Source organism: Pseudomonas sp. RA_15y_Pfl1_P11, assembly GCF_963970975.1.
Lineage (GTDB): Bacteria > Pseudomonadota > Gammaproteobacteria > Pseudomonadales > Pseudomonadaceae > Aquipseudomonas > Aquipseudomonas tritici.
The window spans coordinates 176277-198574 of record NZ_CAXAOY010000007.1 but is presented as its reverse complement, the minus strand read 5'-3'; the positions used below and the strand labels follow the sequence as shown (position 1 = coordinate 198574).

Sequence of the window (22298 nt, the reverse complement as noted above, 5' to 3'; positions counted from 1 at the left end):
CCGCGCAATAAAAGGCCCCGCCGGGCAAACCCGGCAGGGCTTTTGTGTACCGGCAGCGATTACAGGCCGGCGGCAGTCCGCAGGTCGTTGGCGCGGTCGGTTTTTTCCCAGGTGAAGGTGGTGAAGGTGTCGTCGCCGACAGTCTTCTGCGCAGGGGTACGACCGAAGTGGCCGTAGGCTGCGGTTTCCTGGTACATCGGGTGCAGCAGGTCGAGCATGGTGGTGATCGCGTAAGGGCGCAGGTCGAAGATCTCACGCACCAGTTTCACGATCTTGTCATCGCCGATCTTGCCGGTGCCGAAGGTATTCAGCGAGATCGACGTAGGCTGGGCCACGCCGATAGCGTAGGAAACCTGGATCTCGCAACGCTCGGCCAGGCCGGCAGCGACGATGTTCTTGGCCACGTAACGACCGGCGTAGGCCGCCGAACGGTCAACCTTGGAAGGGTCTTTGCCCGAGAACGCGCCACCGCCGTGACGGGCCATGCCGCCGTAGCTGTCGACGATGATCTTGCGACCGGTCAAGCCGCAGTCGCCTACCGGGCCACCGATGATGAACTGGCCAGTCGGGTTGATGTGGAACTGGGTGTCTTTGCTGAGCAGTTCGGCAGGCAGCACGTGCTTGACGATCAGCTCCATCACGCCTTCGCGCAGGTCAGCATAGGACACGTCCGGGTTGTGCTGGGTCGACAGAACCACAGCGTCGATACCGACGACTTTGCCGCCCTCATAACGGCAGGTCACCTGGGACTTGGCATCCGGACGCAACCAAGGCAGCAGGCCGGATTTACGCGCTTCGGCCTGGCGCTGCACCAGTTGGTGCGAGAAGGTGATCGGTGCTGGCATCAGCACGTCGGTTTCGTTGCTGGCGTAACCGAACATCAGGCCCTGGTCGCCGGCGCCCTGGTCTTCCGGCTTGGCACGGTCGACACCCTGGTTGATGTCCGGGGACTGCTTGCCGATGATGTTCATCACGCCGCAGGTCGCGCCGTCGAAGCCGACGTCGGAGCTGTTGTAGCCGATGTCGGTGATCACGTCACGAACGATCTGCTCAAGGTCAACCCAGGCAGTGGTGGTCACTTCGCCAGCGATGATCGCTACACCGGTTTTCACCAGAGTCTCGCACGCCACACGGGCGAACTTGTCTTCAGCAATGATGGCGTCCAGCACCGCGTCAGAAATCTGGTCGGCGATTTTGTCCGGATGCCCTTCAGACACGGACTCGGAGGTGAAAAGGGAGTATTCGCTCATCTCGATGTTTTCCTGATTTTACCGATGGTGAGTGTCGCCAGCCGGCCGCTGAAAATGGCGGACCTGGATCTGGAAACCATTACGTAAACCTACATAGAGGCTTTCCCCGGGAACGAGTCCCGCAGCGGTGGCCCAACGGGCCAGATCGTCCTGTTCAAAACCCAACCAGAGATCACCGCAGGCCTCCCTGGCCCAATTCTGGTTGTGGCTGCATAAATCCGTAACCAATAGGCTACCGCCGGGGTGCAGCAACCCGGCCATTTGTTTGAGCGCGTCGGCGGGGGCGGCGAAATGGTGCAAGACCATGTTCAACACCACGCAGTCGGCTTTAATCGCTGTGCTATTCAATGCATCAGCCAGTTGCAGGCGGACATTGCCCAGTGCCTCGCGCTCGCAGAGCTGGCGCGCCAGTTCGAGCATCGCCGGGCTGTTGTCCAGCGCCGTGACCTGGTGAAAACGCCGCGCCAGTTCCGGCAGGAAACCGCCATCGCCTGGGCCGACTTCGAGTGCTGTGGCCTCATCACTGAAGCTCAGCTTGTCGAGCAGCGCCAGTACGCTGTCGCGGTATTGGGCAAGGCCGGCAATCAGGTCTTGCTGGGCGCGAAACTTGTCGGCAACCCGTGCGAAAAAATCCTGGCTCGCGGCAGCCCGCTGCCCGTGGACCTGGCCGATGCGGGACTGCACATCCCCCGGCAGCTCCAGGCTGTCCACTTCTTCAAGCAGGGCGGCGTGCAGCTTGCCACCGAGCAGTTCGGTGTGGGGCAGGGCGCGGCGGTAGAAAATCGCATTGCCTTCGCGGCGGGTGGCTACCAGGTCGGCTTGGGCCAATACCTTCAAGTGGTGACTCATGCCGGACTGGCCAATGGCGAAGATCTGCGCCAGTTCCAGTACGCCAAAGGAATCGTTGGTCAGCGCGCGCAATACATTCAAACGCAGAGGATCGCCGGCGGCCTTGCACAAGGCTGCCAGTTCATCGCCGTCGTCGGGGCGCAGTGAGGGCATCGGTAGATTCATAAGGCCAGCAGTCTAGTGATGGCTGGATAACCCTGCAAGGCCAATATCAAAAAGTTTTGATATTGGTCGATAAGTGGTGGTTACAAGCAGCCGCTATAACCTTTAGACGAACCGGTTAAAGGTTTATGCAGGGGATTGGCGTCCAAAGCACAGGAAAAACCGCCCAAGTGACTATCTGTCATTGCCCGCAAGCGGTGGCTGAGGGAAAATGCCGGTCCTTTTTTCCGTTTCTTTATATTCAAACCTCAGGAGATCAGCGATGCCCAGCCGTCGTGAGCGTGCCAACGCCATTCGTGCCCTCAGCATGGATGCCGTGCAAAAAGCCAACAGCGGCCATCCCGGTGCCCCGATGGGCATGGCGGATATCGCCGAGGTACTTTGGCGTGATTACCTGAAACACAACCCGAGCAACCCGTCGTTCGCCGACCGTGACCGCTTCGTGCTGTCCAACGGCCATGGCTCGATGCTGATCTACTCGCTGCTGCACCTGACCGGCTACGACGTCACCATCGACGATCTGAAAAGCTTCCGCCAGTTGCACAGCCGCACCCCGGGCCACCCGGAGTTCGGCTACACCCCAGGCGTCGAAACCACCACCGGTCCCCTGGGCCAAGGCCTGGCCAATGCCGTAGGTTTCGCACTGGCTGAAAAAGTCCTGGGCGCGCAATTCAACCGCCCTGGTCACGACATCGTTGATCACCACACCTACGTGTTCCTGGGTGATGGCTGCATGATGGAAGGCATTTCCCACGAAGTCGCTTCCCTGGCCGGTACCCTGGGCCTGGGCAAGCTGATCGCTTTCTACGATGACAACGGTATCTCCATCGACGGCGAAGTCGAAGGCTGGTTCACCGATGACACCCCTAAGCGTTTCGAAGCCTACAACTGGCAGGTGATCCGCAATGTCGACGGCCACGATCCGGAAGAGATCAAGACTGCCATCGACACCGCTCGCAAGAGCGCGCAGCCGACCCTGATCTGCTGCAAGACCACCATCGGCTTCGGTTCGCCGAACAAGCAAGGTAAAGAAGACTGCCACGGCGCCCCACTGGGTGACGCGGAAATCGCCCTGACCCGTGAGGCGCTGAAGTGGAACCACGGCCCGTTCGACATCCCGGCCGACATTTACGCCGAATGGGATGCCAAGGAAAAAGGCCTGGCCGCCGAAGCCGAATGGGACCAGCGTTTCGCTGCCTACTCTGCCGAATTCCCAGAGCTGGCCAATGAGCTGGTTCGTCGCCTCGCTGGCGACCTGCCTGCCGACTTCTCGGAAAAAGCCTCGGCCTACATCGCCGAAGTTGCGGCCAAGGGCGAGACCATCGCCAGCCGTAAAGCCAGCCAGAACACCCTCAACGCCTTTGGCCCGCTGCTGCCTGAGTTCCTCGGCGGTTCGGCTGACCTGGCCGGTTCCAACCTGACCCTGTGGAAAGGCTGCAAAGGTGTCTCGGCTGAAGACGCCAGCGGCAACTACATGTACTACGGCGTGCGCGAGTTCGGCATGAGCGCCATCATGAACGGCGTGTCCCTGCACGGCGGCCTGGTGCCTTACGGCGCGACCTTCCTGATGTTCATGGAGTACGCGCGCAACGCCGTACGTATGGCAGCGCTGATGAAGAAGCGTGTGATCCATGTGTACACCCATGACTCCATCGGCCTGGGCGAAGACGGCCCGACGCACCAGCCGGTCGAGCAACTGACCAGCCTGCGCACCACGCCGAACCTGGATTGCTGGCGCCCAGCCGACGCCGTCGAATCCGCCGTGGCCTGGAAGCACGCGATCGAGCGTAAGGACGGCCCTTCGGCGCTGATCTTCTCGCGTCAGAACCTGCAGCACCAAGTGCGTACCGACGCGCAGATCGCCGACATCAGCCGTGGTGGCTACGTGCTCAAGGACTGCATTGGCGAGCCGGAGCTGATCCTGATCTCCACTGGTTCCGAAGTGGGCCTGACCGTTCAGGCCTACGACAAGCTGACCGAGCAAGGCCGCAACGTACGCGTCGTGTCCATGCCGTGCACCAGCGTGTTCGAAGCCCAGGACGCGGGCTACAAGCAGTCGGTATTGCCGTTGCAGGTCAGCGCGCGTATCGCTATCGAAGCGGCGCACGCCGACTACTGGTACAAATACGTGGGCCTGGAAGGCCGCGTGATCGGCATGACCACCTACGGTGAGTCGGCGCCGGCGCCAGCATTGTTCGAAGAGTTTGGCTTTACCCTGGAAAACATCCTGGGTCAGGCTGAAGAGCTGCTGGAAGACTAAGGCTGTAGATTGAGGTGGCTGTACTGACCTCTTCGCGAGCAAGCCCGCTCCCACATTGGAGTGCAATCTAATGTGGGAGCGGGCTTGCTCGCGAAGGCGGCGGCACATTCACCCCATTACCCACGGTAATCGAGAACCCCATGCCCCAACCGCGTCCCTACAAAGTTGCACTCAACGGCTACGGCCGCATTGGTCGTTGCGTCTTGCGTGCGCTGTTCGAGCGAGGGGCGGCAGCCGGGTTTGAAATTGTCGCGATCAATGATCTGGCCGACATGGCCAGCATCGAATACCTGACACGCTTTGACTCCACCCACGGCCGGTTCCCCGGCGAAGTGCGGGTTGAGGGCGACTGTCTGCATATTAATGGTAGCTGCGTGCAAGTCTTGCGCAGTGCCACCCCCGAAGGTATCGACTGGAAAGCGCTGGGCGTCGACCTGGTGCTGGAATGCTCCGGTGTCTATCACACCCGCGCCGACGGCCAGCGTTTTATCGACGCCGGCGCACCGCGTGTACTGTTTTCCCAGCCGATGGCCAGTGAGGCGGACGTGGATGCCACCATCGTCTACGGCATCAACCAGGATTGCCTGACCGGCGCCGAGTTGCTGGTGTCCAACGCCTCCTGCACCACCAACTGCAGCGTGCCGCTGTTGCGCCTGCTGGATCAGGCGATTGGCCTGGATTACGTGTCGATCACCACGATTCACTCGGCGATGAACGACCAGCCTGTGATCGACGCCTATCATCACGAAGACTTGCGCCGCACGCGTTCGGCGTTTCAATCAGTGATTCCGGTGTCTACAGGCCTGGCGCGCGGAATCGAGCGACTGCTACCGGAACTTGCCGGGCGAATCCAGGCCAAAGCCGTACGGGTGCCGACGGTGAACGTGTCCTGTCTGGATATCACGATGCAGACCGTCAGCGACACCGATGCGACGCAGGTCAACCGAATCCTGCGCGACGCCGCCACCAGCGGTCCGCTCAAAGGTTTGTTGGCCTACACCGAGTTGCCCCACGCCAGTTGTGATTTCAATCATGACCCGCATTCGGCGATTGTCGATGCCAGCCAGACCCGCGTTTCCGGCCCCAGGCTGGTAAACATCCTGGCCTGGTTCGACAACGAATGGGGTTTTGCCAACCGAATGCTCGACGTTGCAGAGCACTATCTGCAAATAGCTTCCAAACAACCTCAACAGTAATTCAGGAACTGCGACCCATGACCGTGTTGAAGATGACCGACCTCGATCTGCAAGGTAAGCGCGTACTGATTCGCGAAGACCTCAACGTCCCAGTCAAGGACGGTGTTGTCACCAGCGATGCGCGAATCCTGGCCTCGCTGCCGACCATCAAGCTGGCCCTGGAAAAAGGCGCGGCCGTGATGGTCTGCTCCCACCTGGGTCGCCCGACCGAAGGTGAGTTCTCCGCCGAAAACAGCCTCAAGCCTGTCGCCGATTACCTGAGCAAGGCCCTGGGCCGCGACGTACCGCTGGTGGCTGACTACCTGGGTGGCATCGACGTTAAAGCCGGCGACATCGTACTGTTCGAAAACGTGCGCTTCAACAAAGGCGAGAAAAAGAACAGCGACGAACTGGCCCAGCAATACGCTGCGCTGTGCGACGTGTTCGTGATGGACGCGTTCGGCACTGCCCACCGCGCTGAAGGCTCGACCCACGGCGTGGCCAAGTTCGCCAAGGTCGCCGCTGCTGGCCCGTTGCTGGCTGCCGAACTGGATGCACTGGGCAAGGCGCTGGGGGCTCCGGCGCAACCGATGGCCGCCATCGTGGCGGGCTCCAAGGTGTCCACCAAACTGGACGTGCTCAACAGCCTCAGCGCCATCTGCAACCAGTTGATCGTCGGCGGCGGTATTGCCAACACCTTCCTGGCCGCTGCCGGTCACCCGGTGGGCAAGTCCCTGTACGAGCCGGACCTGCTCGACACCGCCCGCGCCATTGCCGCCAAAGTCAGCGTGCCATTGCCGGTCGACGTGGTGGTTGCCAAGGAGTTTGCTGAAAGCGCCGAAGCCACCGTCAAGCTCATCGCCGATGTAGCCGACGACGATATGATCCTGGACATCGGCCCGCAAACTGCAGCCAATTTCGCTGAGTTGCTGAAGGCTTCGCAGACCATCCTGTGGAACGGTCCGGTTGGCGTGTTCGAATTCGACCAGTTCGGCAACGGCACCCAAGTGCTGGCCAAGGCCATCGCCGAAAGCTCGGCATTTTCCATCGCTGGCGGCGGCGACACCCTGGCCGCCATCGATAAATATGGCGTTGCTGATCAGATCTCCTACATTTCTACCGGTGGCGGCGCATTCCTTGAATTCGTCGAAGGCAAAGTGCTGCCTGCCGTTGAAGTGTTGGAAACCCGAGCCAAAGGTTAAGGCGCGTGATCCGGAAAAGGAGTATTCCCATGATCAAGTCATTGGCGTTGGTGATCGCAGCGGGCCTGCTGGTCGGCTGCGGTAGCACGCCAAGCACGGCGCCTGAGCCTGGAAAGCCTGGAGCGCAGCCGAAAAAAAGCTGCTACCAGGCTGACTGGCAAGCCGAGACCATGCCGGTGATTAACAAGCGAATTGGCAACGAGCGGCTGGAGCAATACGACTCCGCGCCCAACGGTCAGGAACAGGGTTGCCCTTGACGGGTCTGATCAACTTGAGGATTGGCAATGAAAAGCGCTTTCGCCCTGGCAGCCCTGGCCTTGTTGGCCGGCTGCAGTAGCATGGACATGTTTAACAAGGCAGAAACTGCCGATAAGTGGACCACCTGGACCTGCGACAGCAAGGCCGAGGTCAACTGGCGCTTTGCCAACCCGGCTAAATCCGAGGTGGATGTTCGCCTTGGCGGTTCCGCCCAGATCTACCGCCTCAAACAGGACGTGGCCGCCTCGGGCGTGCTGTATGCCAACGACCAATTGGCGTTTCACACAAAAGGTGAGGAAGGCCTGGTTTACTGGGTCGCCACGGATGATTTGATTGGGCGCGGCTGCAAGGCCCAATAGTGAGATCAATGAAAATCAAATGTGGGAGCCGGTGGGTCTGTAATGCATGTGTTAGCTGACACACCGCTTTCGCGAGCAAGCCCGCTCCCACAGTAAATCCGGTTCCAAAGTGACATAAGTTGCGAACCTGACACTGCAATAACGATTCAGCAGGCCAGGCCTACAAAACCTGACCGGCAATAACTTGAATAGCAGCCGCCGCTACGGCAGGCTTGCACGATTAACGACCCTCGACCGGGAGAGACAACACAATGGCACTTATCAGCATGCGTCAAATGCTGGACCACGCAGCCGAGTTCGGCTACGGCGTCCCAGCCTTTAACGTCAACAACCTTGAGCAGATGCGCGCCATCATGGAAGCCGCTGACAAGACCGACTCCCCCGTTATCGTCCAGGCTTCCGCCGGTGCGCGCAAATACGCCGGTGCACCGTTCCTGCGTCACCTGATCCTCGCCGCGATCGAAGAATTCCCGCACATCCCGGTGTGCATGCACCAGGACCACGGCACCAGCCCTGACGTGTGCCAGCGCTCGATCCAACTGGGCTTCAGCTCGGTGATGATGGACGGCTCCCTCGGCGAAGACGGCAAGACCCCAACCGACTACGACTACAACGTACGCGTGACCCAACAAACCGTGGCCATGGCCCACGCCTGCGGCGTGTCGGTTGAAGGCGAACTGGGTTGCCTGGGTTCCCTGGAAACCGGCATGGCCGGCGAAGAAGACGGCATCGGCGCTGAAGGCGTGCTGGATCATAGCCAAATGCTGACCGACCCTGAAGAAGCCGCCGACTTCGTGAAGAAGACCCAAGTTGACGCCCTGGCCATCGCCATCGGCACCAGCCACGGCGCCTACAAGTTCACCAAGCCACCGACCGGCGACGTACTGGCCATCGACCGCATCAAAGAAATCCACAAACGCATCCCCAACACCCACCTGGTGATGCACGGTTCGTCCTCGGTCCCGCAAGAGTGGCTGGCGATCATCAACCAGTACGGCGGCGACATTAAAGAAACCTACGGCGTGCCGGTTGAAGAGATCGTCGAAGGCATCAAGTACGGCGTGCGCAAGGTCAACATCGACACCGACCTGCGCCTGGCCTCCACCGGCGCAATGCGTCGTTTGATGGCGACCAACCCGAGCGAGTTCGACCCACGTAAATTCTTCGGCGCCACCGTGACCGCCATGCGTGATGTGTGTATCGCGCGTTATGAAGCGTTTGGTACGGCGGGTAATGCTTCGAAGATCAAGCCGGTTTCGTTGGAGGCGATGTATCAGCGGTATTTGAAAGGTGAGTTGAACGCTAAGGTGAATTAAGCCTTAGGCATTTAAAAAGAAGCCCGCAGCGATGCGGGCTTTTTTTCGGATGGACTTTATAAAGCGGCGTCAGCTGTATCGAAGCTTCGGTGCTCGATCACCCGGAATACATCACTCACGTCCTGCACCAGAATGCGCGCCGTATTGGCTACGTTGTTCAGGTCGCGTTTGCCAACGTCCGGCAGGCTGGAGCAGGCCATCAGGTTGAGGTGTTCGAGGACGGCGTTGAGACGTTCTCGCAAGCAGGAATGGCGGTCCCGCAACGGGGCGTCGCTGTCGATTAAGAGCAAGGCTGCCCGCGATGGCGGCGTGTCAGTCTCTGAGGATGCCGGCTGATACACCGTCATCGCGGGCAAGCCCGGCTCCCACACGAATCGTTGGCGTATTCAAGAGTGCGAATGATCTGTGGGCTCGTTAGGACTAGGCCTACAAGACAGGAGTCGATGCTTACTCGTGATCAATATCCAATTTAGCAAACGTCACCCGCGCGCCTTCCTTGGTATTCCCACTGTTGTCCTGCACGTACGCCCCAGCCTTGAAGTACAACGGCTTTGACCCCCACGCCGCACCAATGCGTTCATTCCACTCTCCATCCGCCGCATACACACTTAGCAGCCCGGCTTTGTTGAGGTTGATCACATAGGTAAAGCTCTTCTCCAGCGGCACATTCGACGCGACGGTAATCACCCGACTTTCACCGTCATCCGGGCGCATGCGCACCTTGGCGACGATGTTGCCGGTCTGGGTTTTTTCCTTGAATTGGTACTCCAGCTTGATCAGCGGTTTCTGGCTGTCATAGGCATGGATCTGCCCGATCACTATCTTGCCGGTGGACGGTACCTGATTGACGGCCAGGGTGGCGCGCAGAAAGTTGTCCGCATCCGGATAGGTCCAGTTGCGCAGGCGCCCGTCGGCGTAGGTTTCGCGCAATTCGCTGCGCGGGTAAACGGCGTTTTCGGTGCGGGTACCGGTCACGGGTGTCCAGAATTGCACGCTGCTGCCTTCGGCCTGGAAATATTGGTCCTTGAATCCGCTCATCAGTTTGGAGGTTTCGATGGTGGCAGGCGGGGAGCCGACAGGAATGCTGAGGTTCCAGGTGGAAAGGTCAATCATGGCGTAGGCCTTTTTACAGAGAGGTGTAGGCTATGGCCCTTGGGCCAGACAAGTTCTTTATAGGTGGTGTTAACCGTCTTGTTAAATATTTTTGGCGATTTATTGGCGTCAACCAAGCGTCAAAAAGCCATGTCTCCCATGACCCGCGGGCTCCAGACACTGACCGTTAGTCGGCTTCCTGAAAATTGGCGCAATGATGGCACTGCTGTTACTTCTGATTTTTCGGAACCGAGGATAGAGTGAGGCCTCATTGTTTGTCCGGGTTTTTTCCCAGAAGTGACCGGAGCAGCTCCTAAGGAAGATTCGTAGCATGGAATGCGCTCCACACCACGGCGATGGCAATTCAGTTCTCTTGGTGGTCGATGACTATCCGGAAAACCTGATCAGCATGCGTGCACTTTTACAGCGTGACGATTGGAAGGTCGTCACTGCGAGCTCCGGCTTAGAGGCCTTGGAGTTGTTGCTGGCGCACGAAGTCGACCTGGTGTTGCTGGATGTGATGATGCCCGGCATGGATGGCTTTGAAGTGGCCCGCCTGATGCGCGGCAGCCAGCGTACGCAGATGACGCCGATCATCTTCCTCAGTGCCAACGCCCAATCTCCCGCCGCAGTGCTGGAGGGCTACGCCAGTGGCGCCATCGATTACCTGTTCAAACCCTTCGACCCGCATATGCTCAAGCCCAAGGTCCAGGCGTTGCTGGAGCATCAGCGCAATCGCCGGGCCTTGCAGCGCCTGAGTCATGATTTGGAGTCCGCTCGCGCCTTTAATGCCTCGGTGTTGGATAACGCCGCCGAAGGCATCCTTGTGGTGAGTGAGGAGGGCGTGATCGAGTACGCCAACCCGGCGATATCACGCTTGCTCAATGCCACGATGGACGAACTGCAGGGCCAGGAGTTCCTGGGGTTCCTGCAAAAACCTCATGTGCCGACCTGGCCGGACTCGCTGATGTATGCCGCTTACCGCCAGAGTGACACCTGGCGCCTGCACGATGCGCTCCTGCGTACCAATCGTGGCCAGCAGGTGCCGGTTGCGTTGTCTTGCGCGCCGTTGCCCGCCGAGCAGAAGGCGATGGTAGTGACGGTGCTGGACATGTCCGAGGTTCGCCACCTGCATCAGCAACTGGAGTTCCAGGCCGTTACGGATCCGTTGACCGGGCTGCTGAACCGGCGCGGTTTCCACCAGGCAGTGGAGAACACCCTGCTGCGCAGCGAGCGAACTGACCAGGCCCTGGTGTTGCTGTACCTGGACCTGGATGGCTTCAAACGGGTCAACGACTCCCTGGGGCATGACGCAGGCGACCGGGTACTGCGTTGGGTGTCGGAGCAATTGCAGCGTTGCCTGCGCTCCTACGACATTCTCGGGCGCATGGGCGGCGATGAATTCACCGCGCTGCTGGAGTTGGAATTCCCAGAACAGGCGGCGAAGATTGCGGAAAAACTGATCGAGCGTGTGTCGATCTGCCATCAGGTGGACGGCCTGGACGTGATGCTCGGCGTCAGTATTGGTATCGCTACTTTTCCGGATTGCGGCTCGGACTTGAATGGCCTGATGCGCGCCGCCGACATCGCCATGTACGAGGCCAAGCGGGCGGGCCGTCAGCAGTATCGCTATTACGACCAGGAAATGAACGGCCGCGCCCGTTCGCGCCTGATGCTGGAAGACAGCGTGCGCACGGCGATACACAACAAGGATTTCATCTTGGTGTATCAGCCTCAGGTGTCCCTGGATGACGGGCGTTTGCGCGGTGTCGAAGCACTGTTGCGCTGGCAGCATCCGAGTGTTGGCGATGTGCCGCCTGGGTTGTTCTTGCCGTTGCTGGAAGAAGCGCGGTTGATCAGCCAACTGAGCGCCTGGATTTACCAGCAGGTCGCCGCCCAGCGTCAGGCATGGCAAGCCAGCTTTGATGATGAGCTGGTGCTGAGCGTGAGCCTGAGCAGTAACCAGTTCAATATGCCCAACCTGGCGACCCAACTGCAGCAGGTACTCGATCGACATGGGTTGCAGGGGCGCCAGCTGGAGGTGGAAATCAGCGAAGAAAGCCTGATGAGTAACCTGGAAGAGTCGACCAAGCAACTGAAGTTGCTGCGCCAGCTCGGTGTGCGCACTGCGCTGGACGATTTTGGTTTAGGCAACTGTTCCCTGGCGCATCTTCGCGATTTAGCGTTCGACACCCTCAAGCTCGACCCGCAATTGGTCGCTCGCTTGCCGGGCTCCGCACGGGATGCGGTGATGGCCCGTAGCATTATCGAGCTATGCGGGCATTTCGATGTGCTGGTGATCGCCGAAGGCGTAGAAACCCAAGAACAGGCTCAATGGCTCAGGGCCAATGGGTGCGCGTTTATCCAGGGCCCATTGGCGGCGCAGCCATTGATGGCCGAGGAAGTCGCCAACTGGTCGCGCGCCCGCGTGCGCTGAATTCGCTACACTGGCGCCCATCCGAACCCTGTTGCAGACCCCATGACCGCGCTGAAGTACCTCCAGGCTTATCCCACCGCTCTCCAAGAGCAAGTGCGCCAGCTGATCGCCAAGGACCAGCTGGGTGCTTACTTGGAGCAACGTTACCCTGAACGCCACGCCGTGCAGAGCGACAAGGCCCTGTACGCCTACGCGTTGGCCTTGAAGCAGGAACACCTGCGTAATGCGCCGGCCATCGACAAAGTGTTGTTCGATAACCGCCTGGACCTGACTCATCGCGCTCTCGGCCTGCACACCACGATCTCGCGGGTGCAGGGCGGCAATTTGAAATCCAAGAAAGAGATCCGCATTGCTGCGCTGTTCAAGGAGGCCGCGCCAGAGTTCCTGCGCATGATCGTGGTACACGAACTGGCCCACTTCAAGGAATCGGACCACAACAAGGCGTTCTACAAACTCTGTGAGTACATGATGCCGGGCTACCACCAGGTGGAATTCGACCTGCGGGTCTACCTCACGTACCGCGACCTGCAGGGCAAACCCTGACCGCACAAGGCGACCGACGATGGATGTGAGCAAGACCAAGAGCAGCTTTTACCGCCGCCTGTATGTGGCCTACCTGATCGACAGTGGGCAGGCGAGCAACGTCCCGGCGCTGACCGACACCACCGGCATGCCCCGGCGCACGGCGCAGGATACGATTGCGGCGTTGGCCGACCTGGATATCGTGTGTGAGTTCGAGCAGGAGGACGGTGCGCGCAATCATGCGGGGCACTATCGGATTCGCAGCTGGGGGGCGATTGATCGGGTTTGGATCGAGGAGAATCTGGCGGTGATCAAGCAGGTGTTGGGGTATCCCTGAAGGTCGGCGCTGTCTGGGCTGACGCCTTCGCGAGCAAGCCCGCACACATTCGACCGCATTCCAAAGGTAGTAACCGGTCAAATGTGGGAGCGGGCTTGCTCGCGAAGAGGCCCTCAAGCGCGCCGCATTCCAATATGTGGAATGTCATCTTCCAAATACTCCTCACCCGCCACCACGAACCCATACCGCTCGTAGTACCCCTGCAAATGCGCCTGGGCTGACAGAAACATCGGCGTCTGCGGCCATATATCGGCAATCCGCTCTAGCGTCTCTTCCATCATCCGATGCCCCAGTCCGGTGCCGCGCGCCACGGGCGCCACAATCACTCGGCCGATCACCACATCGCCGCCCTGGGACTCCGGGTCCAGCAGGCGCAGGTACGCCACGAGTTGATCATCCTGCCAGGCCATCAGGTGGTGGGTGTCGCCCGACAAGTCCTGCCCGTCGAGATCCTGGTAAAGGCATTTTTGCTCCACGACAAAGACCTCGTTGCGCAAGCGCAAGATGGCGTAAAGCTGCTCCTTGCCCAAGTCGTCGTGATGTTTGCAGACCCATTCAACTGTCATGACGTGTTCTCTTATAAATGTCTGTTCCGGATAGTAAGCGCGACCGCCGTGTGTGTCTAAATTCGTTATTTTTGTGAGTGAAATCAAATTGCCATCATTGAGTGCGCTCGGCGCCGGTTTCTTTGTGTAATCTGAGCTACTGTTAGAGCCTCAGGCGCTGCCTGAGCTAAGGCCACCGCCTGCCTGCCTAGGACTTGAGCATGCCGCGATTCTCTCGTGCCGTTGCTTTGATTGGAGTGTTGTTGCTGGCCCAGCCGGCCTTTGCACAGCGTTTGCGCCTGGTAGCGGATGCGTGGCCACCTTTTACTGACGCCACGTTGATCAACGGCGGGCTTGCCACCGATATCGTCAGCACCGCGTTGGCCCGTGCGGGGTATGCCAGTGATTTTGAACAGGTGCCCTGGGCCCGTGCGTTGTTGGGCGTGGGCGATGGGCGCTACGACGTGCTGGTCAACGCCTGGTACGACGATGCCCGCACTCAACTGGGGCAGTTCTCCGGCGAGTACCTGCTCAACCGCGTGCGTTTCATCAAGCGCCGCGACGACCCCATCGATTTCCAGAACCTTGAGCAACTGCACGACTACCCCATCGCTGTGGTGCGCGGGTATGCCTATTCGGCGGCGTTCGATGGGGACGCGCAGTTGCACAAAGTCCCTGTGCATAACTTCGCCATGGCCGTGCGCATGCTCGCGGCGCAGCGGGTTCGGATGACCGTGGAGGATGAATATGTGGCGCGTTTTTACCTTTCCCGGGAGTCGGCACGGGTGCGCGATGCGGTGGAGTTTTTACCCAAGCCGCTGAGTCAAAACAGCCTGCATATTCTGGTCAGCCTGAAAAACCCTGAGCATGCGCAGATTGTCGCCAGCTTTGATCGGGAAATTGCCAGGATGAAGGCGGATGGGAGTTATGCGCGATTGATGAAGCAGCATGGGATGTAGGGCTCTTGCTAGCGAAAGCGGTCTAGGCCGCGCTGGTGTCTTTGATCAGATGCGCCGCCAACGTGCGCAGCGGCCCCAACTGCCGACAAATCAACGCCAACTGCGTCTGCACCAACCGCTGCCCTTCATCAATCTCATCCTGCATCTGCTCCAGATCGGCCGCCAACGCTTCCTCGGCATCGCTTTGAATCGCAATCGGTTGTTTGTTCGCCAGCGCTGTAGCGACTTCATCGATGCTCGCCGCCAAGGTATTACCGGCGCCGTCGATCAGGTGTTCGCGCACCTCGGCCGGCAACTGTGTTTCGCGATGCGCGCCCAGCCCTGACAAGTAACTGAGCAAGGTGTGCGAGAGCACCAGGAAGCGGAAACCCACGTCCGCCTCCTTCCGGAAGTGCCCCGGCTCCATCAGCATGTTCGCCAAGGTGGTGGACAGCGCCGCATCGGCGTTGTGCGCATTGCGACGGGCCAGGCGGTAGGCCAGGTCGTCGCGCTTGCCGGCGGCGTATTGCTGCATGATCTGGCGCAGGTAGATGCTGTTGCAGGTCAGTGTGTTGGCCAGCACCTTGTTCAGGCGTCGGCCCTGCCAGTCCGGCAGGAACAGGAATACCGCCAGGCCCGCAATCAAGCTGCCGAGCAAGGTATCGAACAGGCGTGGCAGGAATAGCCCGTAACCATCACCCACCTGGTTGAAGCAGAACAGCACCATCAGGGTGATGGCGGCCGTGGCCAGCGTGTAGCGGGTAGTACGGTTGATAAAGAACACCAGGCCGGCGGCGATGGCGAACATCGACTGCACCAGGGGGCTCGGGAACAGGTCGAACAGTGCCCAGGCCACAGTGAGGCCGATGGCGGTGCCGATGATCCGTTGGCCGAGCTTGCGCCGTGTCGCGCCGTAGTTGGGCTGGCACACGAACAGCGTGGTGAGGATGATCCAGTAGCCTTGGGAGGCGTGGATGGCATGCAGGGTGCCGTAGCCAATGGTCAACGCCAGGGACAGGCGCAAGGCATGGCGGAACAGCAGTGATGTCGGCGTGAGTTGGGTGCGCAACCGCGTCCACATTTCCTTGAGGTTGCGCGGAGCACGGTCCAGCAGGTTGCTGTCGGTGGCATCAGCCAGCCTGTCGGGGTTACTGGCGTCGCCCAGCAGGCGGTCGAGTGTGGACAGGTTGGCCGCGAGGGCGCGCAACGACCGCAGCAGGCCGCGCCAGGCCGGGTTGCTCTGGATGCGCAGGTGTTCCAGCGACGCATTCAAGTCGCCCAGCGCTTCGGCGAAGCTGTCGTCATAGATGAACGGTTGGCGCAGTTGGATCGACTCGGCGAGGGCCTGACAGGCCTTGCCCTGTTGGCGCAGCAGGCGCTGGCAACGGAACAGCACATCACTGTGGAAGAAGGCTTCGGCCAGCGCGTTGTAAGGGTAGTGGGATGAGCTGGCGCGTTCGTGGATGTCCTGGGCGAGGAAGTACAGCTTCAGGTAACGGCTGACTTTCGAGCCTGGGCGGCCATTGCCCACGCGGTGCAGGATGATTTCCTTCGCCGCATTGAGCGCCGCCACCACCCGGCCGTTTTGCTGGGCCAGTTCCAGGCGTCGCGCCTCTACATCCAGCTGGCGAATCGGTTCAAACAGTGACGACTTGAGCTTGAGGTAACGCCCCAGTTCGCGAAACAGCCGTGCCAGGCTCTGCTGCACCGGCTGGTTGGAAAACAGCGCCTGCCACAGGACTGACAGCACGCCGTACCAGGCGGCGCCGGCCACCAGCAGCAGCGGCTCGTGCCAGAAATCGGAGACGGCGCCACCGCGTTGGTCCACACCGATCATGGTGTACACCGACAAAATCAATGTCGCCGAGGCAATCGCGCCATAACGTTCGCCCAAGGCGCCGAGCATGGTCAGGCAGAAGGTGGCCAGGGCCAGGGAGATCGCGAAAATCCAGGGATAAGGGAACAGCAGTTCCACCGACAGCGCGGCAATGCTGAAACACACCAGCGTCACTGCCAGGGCGTTGAGGCGGCCCTGCCAACTGTCGTCGGTCTCGGCCAGGGCGCTGGCGATAATCCCCAGGAACAGCGGGATCAGCAGCGTCATTTCATCCTGATACCAGCACAACGCCATGCTGCCGGTGAGGGCGATGAACACCCGTATGCTGTAGCTGAATTTATCCAGCGCCCACAGGCGCCGCATGGACTGCTTGAACGAGGTCGATGACATGAAGGCTGGAGTCTTCCGGGACGATGCCGTTAAATTGAGCCAGTAATGACGCCACGGCAAGGGTGGTGATCACATCTGACAGCAAATTATTCACTGGCACACCACATGTTTTACCGCATTGTGTCAGGCATATTGTGCGGCCGCGTAACCTGAGGCCCACGCCCACTGGAAGTTAAAGCCACCCAGGTGACCGGTCACATCCAACACTTCACCAATAAAGTACAAACCGGGGCTTTTCAGCGACTCCATGGTCTTGGAAGACACTTCCCGCGTGTCCACCCCACCCAACGTCACTTCGGCCGTGCGATAGCCCTCGGTGCCCGCCGGCACCAGTTGCCAACTGCCGAGCTTTTGCGCGATATCGGCAATCTCGGCGTGGGTGTACTGCTTCATCGGCTTGGACACAAACCAGGTCTCTGCCAGCAGGTTGGCCATCTTCTTGGTGAAGATCTCGCCCAGCAGGGTTTTCAGCTCGCTGTTAGGGCGCTCGGTCTGTTGCTGTTGCAGCCAACTGTGGGCGTCGTGGTCAGGCAGCAGGTTGATCTCCACCGTGTCGCCGGACTCCCAGTAAGAGGAAATCTGCAGAATCGCCGGCCCGCTCAGGCCGCGGTGGGTAAACAGGATGTTCTCGCGAAAGCTCTGGTCGTTGCAGCTGACCAGGCAATCCACCGAGGTGCCGGACAGCTCTGCGCACAAGTCCTTGAGCTGGTCGGTGATGGTGAACGGCACAAGCCCGGCGCGGGTCGGTAGCAACTCATGACCGAATTGCTTGGCGACTTGATAGCCGAAACCGGTCGCGCCGAGGGTTGGAATCGACAAGCCGCCCGTGGCAATCACCAAAGACTCGCAGCGCAGCTCACCCAGCGTGGTCTGCAACTGGTAACCATTGTCGACTTTGGCAATCTCCTGGATCGACGTGTCCAGGTGCATGCTCACACCGGTCTGGATGCACTCGTCCAGCAGCATCCCGAGAATGTCGCTGGACTTGTTATCGCAGAACAGCTGGCCGAGCTTTTTCTCGTGGTACGGCACGCCGTGCTTGGCCACCAGACCGATAAAATCCCACTGGGTGTAGCGCGCCAGGGCGGACTTGCAGAAGTGCGCGTTGTGCGAAAGAAAATTGGCCGGCTCGGTGTACATATTGGTGAAATTGCAGCGGCCACCGCCGGACATCAGGATCTTCTTGCCGGCCTTGTTCGCATGGTCGATCAGCATCACCTTGCGCCCACGCCCGGCGGCGGTCAGTGCGCACATCAAGCCTGCGGCGCCGGCGCCAATGATCACAACTTCGGTCGAGCGCAAAACGGTGTCCTCGTACATTTTCTGATTTGGAATACAGTCAAATGTGGGAGCGGGCTTGCTCGCGAAGGCGGTGTGTCAGTCATTATATTTTTGACTGATATACCGCCTTCGCGAGCAAGCCCGCACACATCGGATCTCCATTGGACGGGAAAGCTTTACAGGATCCGCACGCGCAACGAACGGCCTTTGATCTTGCCATCATTCAAGCGCTGCAATGCCTGCTTGGCGATCCCGCGCTCCACGGCCACGAACGCCTGGAAATCAAAGATCGCGATCTTGCCAACCTGGGCCCCCGGAATGCCCGCATCACCGGTCAGCGCGCCGAGGATGTCGCCTGGGCGAACCTTGTCTTTGCGCCCGGCAGCAATGCACAGGGTGCTCATCACCGGCAGCAACGGACCACCGCTTTGTGGCTTGAGGTTGTCCAGTTGGTCCCAGTTCAACGGCGACTTCTGCAACTGCTCGATCGCCTGGGCGCGGTGCGCTTCTGACGGTGCAACCAGGCTGATCGCGATGCCGGTCTCACCGGCACGACCGGTACGGCCGACGCGGTGGATGTGGATTTCCGAGTCGCGGGCCAGTTCGACGTTGATCACCATGTCCAGCGAGTCAATGTCCAGGCCACGGGCGGCCACGTCGGTCGCTACCAGCACCGAGGTACTGCGGTTGGCGAACATCGCCAACACTTGGTCACGGTCACGCTGTTCCAGATCGCCATGCAGGCCAACGGCGCTGATGCCCTTGGACGTCAGGTGATCCACGGTTTCCTGCACTTGCTGCTTGGTAAAGCAGAACGCCACGCACGATGCCGGGCGGAAGTGCGCCAGTACCTTGGTCACGGCGTCCATGCGCTCTTCCGGCGAGATCTCGTAGAAACGCTGCTCGATCTGGTCGTCGGAGTGGAAGGCTTCGGCCTTCACTTGTTGCGGCGCCCGCATGAATTTCGAGGCCAACTGCTTGATGCTCACCGGGTAGGTGGCCGAGAACAGTAGGGTCTGGCGGCGCGGCGGGGTCTTGCTGATGATGTCTTCGATGGCGTCGTAGAAGCCCATATCGAGCATGCGGTCGGCTTCGTCGAGAATCAGCGTGTTCAGGCCGTCGAGTACCAGCGAACCCTTGCGCAGGTGCTGCTGGATGCGGCCTGGGGTGCCGACGATGACGTGGGCGCCGTGTTCCAGGGACGCGATCTGTGGGCCGAGGGACACGCCGCCGCACAGGGTCAGCACCTTGATGTTGTCTTCGGCACGGGCCAGGCGACGGATTTCCTTGGCGACCTGGTCGGCCAGCTCACGGGTCGGGCACATCACCAGGGCCTGGCAGCCGAAGTAGCGCGGGTTGATCGGGTTCAACAGGCCGATGCCGAACGCAGCGGTCTTGCCGCTGCCGGTCTTGGCCTGGGCAATCAGGTCCAGCCCTTTGAGGATCACCGGCAAGCTTTGCGCCTGGATCTGCGTCATCTCGACATAACCCAGCGAGTCGAGGTTAGCCAGCATGGCGGCGGACAGGGGCAAAGTATTAAAAGCGGTGGCGATGGTAGTCACGGGACTGGCTCTGCAAAACAAAATGTCGCGCAGTGTAGCAGGCCCCTTTGAGTTTCTTTATATGTTCTCGACGAGGAGCAGGGGGCCAGCGGCAAGTTACGAGCTGCAAGCGGCAAGCTTGAGGCTTACAGCTTGAAGCTTGAAGCTTGCAGCTGCTTCAATGCTCAATATGCTGCTCCGGGCTGGCCACACGTTTGCCGTCTTTTGGCGACAATTGCAGGAAGATCGCCGCCGCCAGCATCGCCATGATGCCCACCGTAAGGAAGGTCAGCTGGAAGGCGCCGAGTACGCTTTCCACACCATCGTTGCCGGTTTCGGCCGTAAATCCACCCAGCAATGCACCGGCGCAGGCCACCCCGAGGCTCAGCGACAGTTGCGCCACCACCGACAGTAAACTGTTGCCGCTGCTGGCCTGGGCGTCATCAAGGTCGATCAACGTAACGGTGTTCATTGCGGTGAATTGCAGGGAGTTGATCGCCCCCAGCACCGCCAGCATCCCCAGCAGCAGCGGGTACGGCGTGTTTTCAGTGACCAGCCCCATGCTCGCCAGCATGATGCCCAGCGCCAGGGTGTTGCCGGTCAGCACGATGCGGTAGCCCAGGCGTTCGATCAGCGGCCGCGCAACGGACTTGGCAAACATCGCCGCCGCCGCCAGAGGCAACATGCTCATCCCGGCTTCCGACGGCGAATAACCCAGCGCCACCTGCAACAGCAGCGGCACCAGGAACGGCAGGGCGCCGCTGCCCAGGCGCGCAAACAGGTTACCGAGAATGCCCACGGCAAAGGTACGGGTCTTGAACAGCACTGGCGAAAACAACGGGTTATCGATATGCCCGGCGCGCAGCCAATAGGCCGCGAGGCAGGCAAGCCCGCCAAACAGCAGCAACATCACGCGCAGGTGCGGCAGGTGCAATTCGCCCAGGCCTTCCATGGCGATGGTGATCAGCACCATCGCGGCGCCAAACAACAGGAAGCCGATCCCATCGAATCGCGTGCGCTCACTGCCGCGCAGGTCGGGGATAAATTTCCACACGGCGTAGCAGCCGATCATGCCCACCGGCAAGTTGATCAAGAAGATCCAGTGCCAGGTCAGGTATTGCACCATCCAGCCGCCCATGGTCGGCCCAAGCAATGGGCCGAGCAGCCCGGGGATGGTAATGAAGCCCATGATGCGTACCAGTTCGGAGCGGGGGTACGCGCGTAACACCACCAACCGTCCAACCGGCAGCATCAGCGCACCGCCCAACCCCTGGATCACCCGCGCACCCACCAGCATGCTCAAGCTGTTGGACAAGGCGCACAGCAGCGAGCCCATGCTGAACAGCATGATTGCGCAGAAGAAGATTTTCTTGGTGCCGAAGCGGTCGGCGATCCAGCCCGAGGCCGGGATCAGCAAGGCGACGGTGAGCATGTAGGCGATCACCACCCCTTGCATGCGCAGCGGGTTTTCCGCGAGGTCCCGTGCCATGGCCGGCAGTGCGGTGTTCAGGATCGTCCCGTCCAGCGACTGCATGAAGAAGGCAATCGCTACCACCCAGGGCAGCCAGCGGGCGGTCTTGGCATCAAGCGGGACGCGGTTCGGCATGGAAAACCTTTTGTTAGCAGGCTATGTGTTGGCGATTATGCGCCATCCGTCGCGCCTTTTCCCACCAGGAAATCCAGCAGTTCGCGGTGCACCGCCACGGCGGCTTCGCTGGATTCGAGGTCGAGCAAATGCCCAGTATGTTCGGCCACAGCAAAGCTGCTGCGCCCCACGTAGTGCTTGAATAGCTGCGCCTCGGCGGCGGGGGTGTATTCGTCCAGCGCGCCATTGAGAAAGTGCACCGGCGTTTCAATCTGCCGGAGTGCCGGCAAGTAGTTGCCATCGCCCAGAGCCAGCACTTGGTGGATATGAAAACGCGCCTGGCGGTATTCGGTGGTCGCCATGCTCGACAGGTGCCGATGGTTGTTGCGCTTGAGCCGAGGTGACAGGTATTTGCCCACGGTTTCATTGAGCAAGTGGCCGACGGCAGACTTGTCATCCGCCTCGATCAGTACGCGCACACGCTCCACATAGTCGAGCATGGCTTGGTTGAGGTTGGGCGCCAGGGCCATCACCACCGAGCTTTCAATGGACGGTGGGTTGTGCGCCAGGGTCAGCAGCGTGGAGATACCGCCCCAGGAGGCTGACACCAGGTGGTTGACGTGAAAGCGTTCGACCAATGCGCGCAGCATGTGCACCTCGTCGTCCTTGGTCACCAAGTCGAGGTCAGTGTTGTGCTCGCGGGAATAGCCGGAGAATGGCAAGTCGAACAGCAACACATTGAAGTGTTCCGCCAGACATTTGCTGGTGCGCGCAAATGAGCGCGTGGTGGACAGCGCGCCATTGACCATCAGCACGGTTTTTTTCTGCGGATTGTTACCTAGCAGCTCGACGTGAACGTTGTAGTGCTTGAACAGCTTTTGTATGACGAAACTTCCATGGTCCATGTCAATGCTCCGGCTTGCCCATACCGGGCAAGTGCATGCAGTACTTCCTGTGGGGTA

The 22298-nt window shown here is 60.2% G+C and carries 20 protein-coding genes; 10 read left to right on the top strand and 10 right to left on the bottom strand.

Features of this window, described 5'->3' with window-relative positions; genetic code table 11:
* Positions 1–59: 59 nt before the first annotated feature.
* Positions 60–1250, bottom strand: a complete 1191-nt coding sequence (gene metK / locus AACY44_RS11620) for a methionine adenosyltransferase (protein WP_049711157.1) — start codon at positions 1248–1250, stop codon at positions 60–62.
* Between the two features lie 18 nt (positions 1251–1268).
* Complete coding sequence (locus AACY44_RS11615) at positions 1269–2264, bottom strand: ArsR/SmtB family transcription factor (RefSeq protein WP_339415305.1); 996 nt, start codon at positions 2262–2264, stop codon at positions 1269–1271.
* Positions 2265–2523: 259 nt separating this feature from the next.
* Here AACY44_RS11615 and tkt point away from each other — a divergent pair, with 259 nt between their 5' ends.
* The 6 genes from tkt (at position 2524) to fba (ending at position 8831) form a co-directional block, all read left to right on the top strand.
* Positions 2524–4521: a transketolase gene (gene tkt, locus AACY44_RS11610; protein WP_339455968.1), complete on the top strand. Its 1998-nt coding sequence runs from the start codon at positions 2524–2526 to the stop codon at positions 4519–4521.
* A gap of 140 nt (positions 4522–4661) precedes the next feature.
* On the top strand, positions 4662–5717 hold the full coding sequence (epd, locus tag AACY44_RS11605) for an erythrose-4-phosphate dehydrogenase (protein WP_339415307.1): 1056 nt from the start codon (positions 4662–4664) through the stop codon (positions 5715–5717).
* A gap of 17 nt (positions 5718–5734) precedes the next feature.
* Positions 5735–6898 (top strand): phosphoglycerate kinase, encoded by a 1164-nt coding sequence (locus AACY44_RS11600; RefSeq protein ID WP_339415308.1) that lies wholly within the window; start codon positions 5735–5737, stop codon positions 6896–6898.
* A 29-nt stretch (positions 6899–6927) separates the two neighbouring features.
* A complete protein-coding gene (locus tag AACY44_RS11595; RefSeq protein WP_339415309.1) occupies positions 6928–7155 on the top strand; it encodes a hypothetical protein in 228 nt (75 codons plus the stop codon).
* A 27-nt stretch (positions 7156–7182) separates the two neighbouring features.
* Positions 7183–7515, top strand: a complete 333-nt coding sequence (locus AACY44_RS11590) for an MliC family protein (RefSeq protein ID WP_339415310.1) — start codon at positions 7183–7185, stop codon at positions 7513–7515.
* A 251-nt stretch (positions 7516–7766) separates the two neighbouring features.
* Positions 7767–8831 (top strand): class II fructose-bisphosphate aldolase, encoded by a 1065-nt coding sequence (fba, locus tag AACY44_RS11585; protein ID WP_076953202.1) that lies wholly within the window; start codon positions 7767–7769, stop codon positions 8829–8831.
* A 56-nt stretch (positions 8832–8887) separates the two neighbouring features.
* Here the strand turns inward: fba and AACY44_RS11580 are convergent, their stop codons facing one another.
* On the bottom strand, positions 8888–9178 hold the full coding sequence (locus AACY44_RS11580; RefSeq protein ID WP_339530344.1) for a fructose-bisphosphate aldolase: 291 nt from the start codon (positions 9176–9178) through the stop codon (positions 8888–8890).
* Positions 9179–9278: 100 nt separating this feature from the next.
* Complete coding sequence (locus tag AACY44_RS11575) at positions 9279–9944, bottom strand: polysaccharide lyase family 7 protein (protein WP_339415311.1); 666 nt, start codon at positions 9942–9944, stop codon at positions 9279–9281.
* Between the two features lie 310 nt (positions 9945–10254).
* On the opposite strand from AACY44_RS11575, the gene AACY44_RS11570 reads away from it, so the two are divergent.
* Genes AACY44_RS11570 through AACY44_RS11560 form a run of 3 tightly spaced genes read left to right on the top strand, consistent with a single transcriptional unit; the run spans position 10255 to position 13219 of the window.
* On the top strand, positions 10255–12360 hold the full coding sequence (locus AACY44_RS11570) for a putative bifunctional diguanylate cyclase/phosphodiesterase (protein ID WP_339415312.1): 2106 nt from the start codon (positions 10255–10257) through the stop codon (positions 12358–12360).
* Positions 12361–12402: 42 nt separating this feature from the next.
* Positions 12403–12903 (top strand): M48 metallopeptidase family protein, encoded by a 501-nt coding sequence (locus AACY44_RS11565; protein ID WP_065871892.1) that lies wholly within the window; start codon positions 12403–12405, stop codon positions 12901–12903.
* 19 nt (positions 12904–12922) lie between these two features.
* Entirely contained in the window at positions 12923–13219 is a 297-nt protein-coding gene (locus AACY44_RS11560; RefSeq protein ID WP_339415313.1) for a winged helix-turn-helix domain-containing protein, read from the top strand.
* 113 nt (positions 13220–13332) lie between these two features.
* Here the strand turns inward: AACY44_RS11560 and AACY44_RS11555 are convergent, their stop codons facing one another.
* Positions 13333–13785, bottom strand: a complete 453-nt coding sequence (locus tag AACY44_RS11555; RefSeq protein ID WP_339415314.1) for a GNAT family N-acetyltransferase — start codon at positions 13783–13785, stop codon at positions 13333–13335.
* 200 nt (positions 13786–13985) lie between these two features.
* Here AACY44_RS11555 and AACY44_RS11550 point away from each other — a divergent pair, with 200 nt between their 5' ends.
* On the top strand, positions 13986–14723 hold the full coding sequence (locus AACY44_RS11550; protein WP_339530305.1) for a substrate-binding periplasmic protein: 738 nt from the start codon (positions 13986–13988) through the stop codon (positions 14721–14723).
* 22 nt (positions 14724–14745) lie between these two features.
* Here AACY44_RS11550 and yccS read toward each other — a convergent pair whose 3' ends face one another.
* The 5 genes from yccS to AACY44_RS11525 form a co-directional block, all read right to left on the bottom strand.
* Positions 14746–16929 carry a YccS family putative transporter gene (gene yccS, locus AACY44_RS11545; RefSeq protein ID WP_339415316.1) on the bottom strand — a complete coding sequence of 728 codons (2184 nt, stop codon included), beginning with the start codon at positions 16927–16929 and terminating at the stop codon, positions 14746–14748.
* A gap of 123 nt (positions 16930–17052) precedes the next feature.
* Entirely contained in the window at positions 17053–18231 is a 1179-nt protein-coding gene (locus tag AACY44_RS11540) for an NAD(P)/FAD-dependent oxidoreductase (protein ID WP_339415317.1), read from the bottom strand.
* Positions 18232–18386: 155 nt separating this feature from the next.
* On the bottom strand, positions 18387–19724 hold the full coding sequence (gene dbpA, locus AACY44_RS11535; RefSeq protein ID WP_231982804.1) for an ATP-dependent RNA helicase DbpA: 1338 nt from the start codon (positions 19722–19724) through the stop codon (positions 18387–18389).
* Between the two features lie 205 nt (positions 19725–19929).
* A complete protein-coding gene (gene mdtD / locus AACY44_RS11530) occupies positions 19930–21357 on the bottom strand; it encodes a multidrug transporter subunit MdtD (protein WP_339415318.1) in 1428 nt (475 codons plus the stop codon).
* A 35-nt stretch (positions 21358–21392) separates the two neighbouring features.
* A complete protein-coding gene (locus AACY44_RS11525; protein ID WP_339415319.1) occupies positions 21393–22241 on the bottom strand; it encodes an alpha/beta fold hydrolase in 849 nt (282 codons plus the stop codon).
* Positions 22242–22298 lie beyond the last annotated feature (57 nt).

Bases quoted from the DNA above. Each gene is read 5' to 3' on its own strand.
- metK (WP_049711157.1), bottom strand. From the start codon at position 1,250: ATGAGCGAATACTCCCTTTTCACCTCCGAGTCCGTGTCTGAAGGGCAT.
- AACY44_RS11615 (WP_339415305.1), bottom strand. From the start codon at position 2,264: ATGAATCTACCGATGCCCTCACTGCGCCCCGACGACGGCGATGAACTG.
- tkt (WP_339455968.1), top strand. From the start codon at position 2,524: ATGCCCAGCCGTCGTGAGCGTGCCAACGCCATTCGTGCCCTCAGCATG.
- epd (WP_339415307.1), top strand. From the start codon at position 4,662: ATGCCCCAACCGCGTCCCTACAAAGTTGCACTCAACGGCTACGGCCGC.
- AACY44_RS11600 (WP_339415308.1), top strand. From the start codon at position 5,735: ATGACCGTGTTGAAGATGACCGACCTCGATCTGCAAGGTAAGCGCGTA.
- AACY44_RS11595 (WP_339415309.1), top strand. From the start codon at position 6,928: ATGATCAAGTCATTGGCGTTGGTGATCGCAGCGGGCCTGCTGGTCGGC.
- AACY44_RS11590 (WP_339415310.1), top strand. From the start codon at position 7,183: ATGAAAAGCGCTTTCGCCCTGGCAGCCCTGGCCTTGTTGGCCGGCTGC.
- fba (WP_076953202.1), top strand. From the start codon at position 7,767: ATGGCACTTATCAGCATGCGTCAAATGCTGGACCACGCAGCCGAGTTC.
- AACY44_RS11580 (WP_339530344.1), bottom strand. From the start codon at position 9,178: ATGACGGTGTATCAGCCGGCATCCTCAGAGACTGACACGCCGCCATCG.
- AACY44_RS11575 (WP_339415311.1), bottom strand. From the start codon at position 9,944: ATGATTGACCTTTCCACCTGGAACCTCAGCATTCCTGTCGGCTCCCCG.
- AACY44_RS11570 (WP_339415312.1), top strand. From the start codon at position 10,255: ATGGAATGCGCTCCACACCACGGCGATGGCAATTCAGTTCTCTTGGTG.
- AACY44_RS11565 (WP_065871892.1), top strand. From the start codon at position 12,403: ATGACCGCGCTGAAGTACCTCCAGGCTTATCCCACCGCTCTCCAAGAG.
- AACY44_RS11560 (WP_339415313.1), top strand. From the start codon at position 12,923: ATGGATGTGAGCAAGACCAAGAGCAGCTTTTACCGCCGCCTGTATGTG.
- AACY44_RS11555 (WP_339415314.1), bottom strand. From the start codon at position 13,785: ATGACAGTTGAATGGGTCTGCAAACATCACGACGACTTGGGCAAGGAG.
- AACY44_RS11550 (WP_339530305.1), top strand. From the start codon at position 13,986: ATGCCGCGATTCTCTCGTGCCGTTGCTTTGATTGGAGTGTTGTTGCTG.
- yccS (WP_339415316.1), bottom strand. From the start codon at position 16,929: ATGTCATCGACCTCGTTCAAGCAGTCCATGCGGCGCCTGTGGGCGCTG.
- dbpA (WP_231982804.1), bottom strand. From the start codon at position 19,724: ATGCTGGCTAACCTCGACTCGCTGGGTTATGTCGAGATGACGCAGATC.
- mdtD (WP_339415318.1), bottom strand. From the start codon at position 21,357: ATGCCGAACCGCGTCCCGCTTGATGCCAAGACCGCCCGCTGGCTGCCC.
- AACY44_RS11525 (WP_339415319.1), bottom strand. From the start codon at position 22,241: ATGGACCATGGAAGTTTCGTCATACAAAAGCTGTTCAAGCACTACAAC.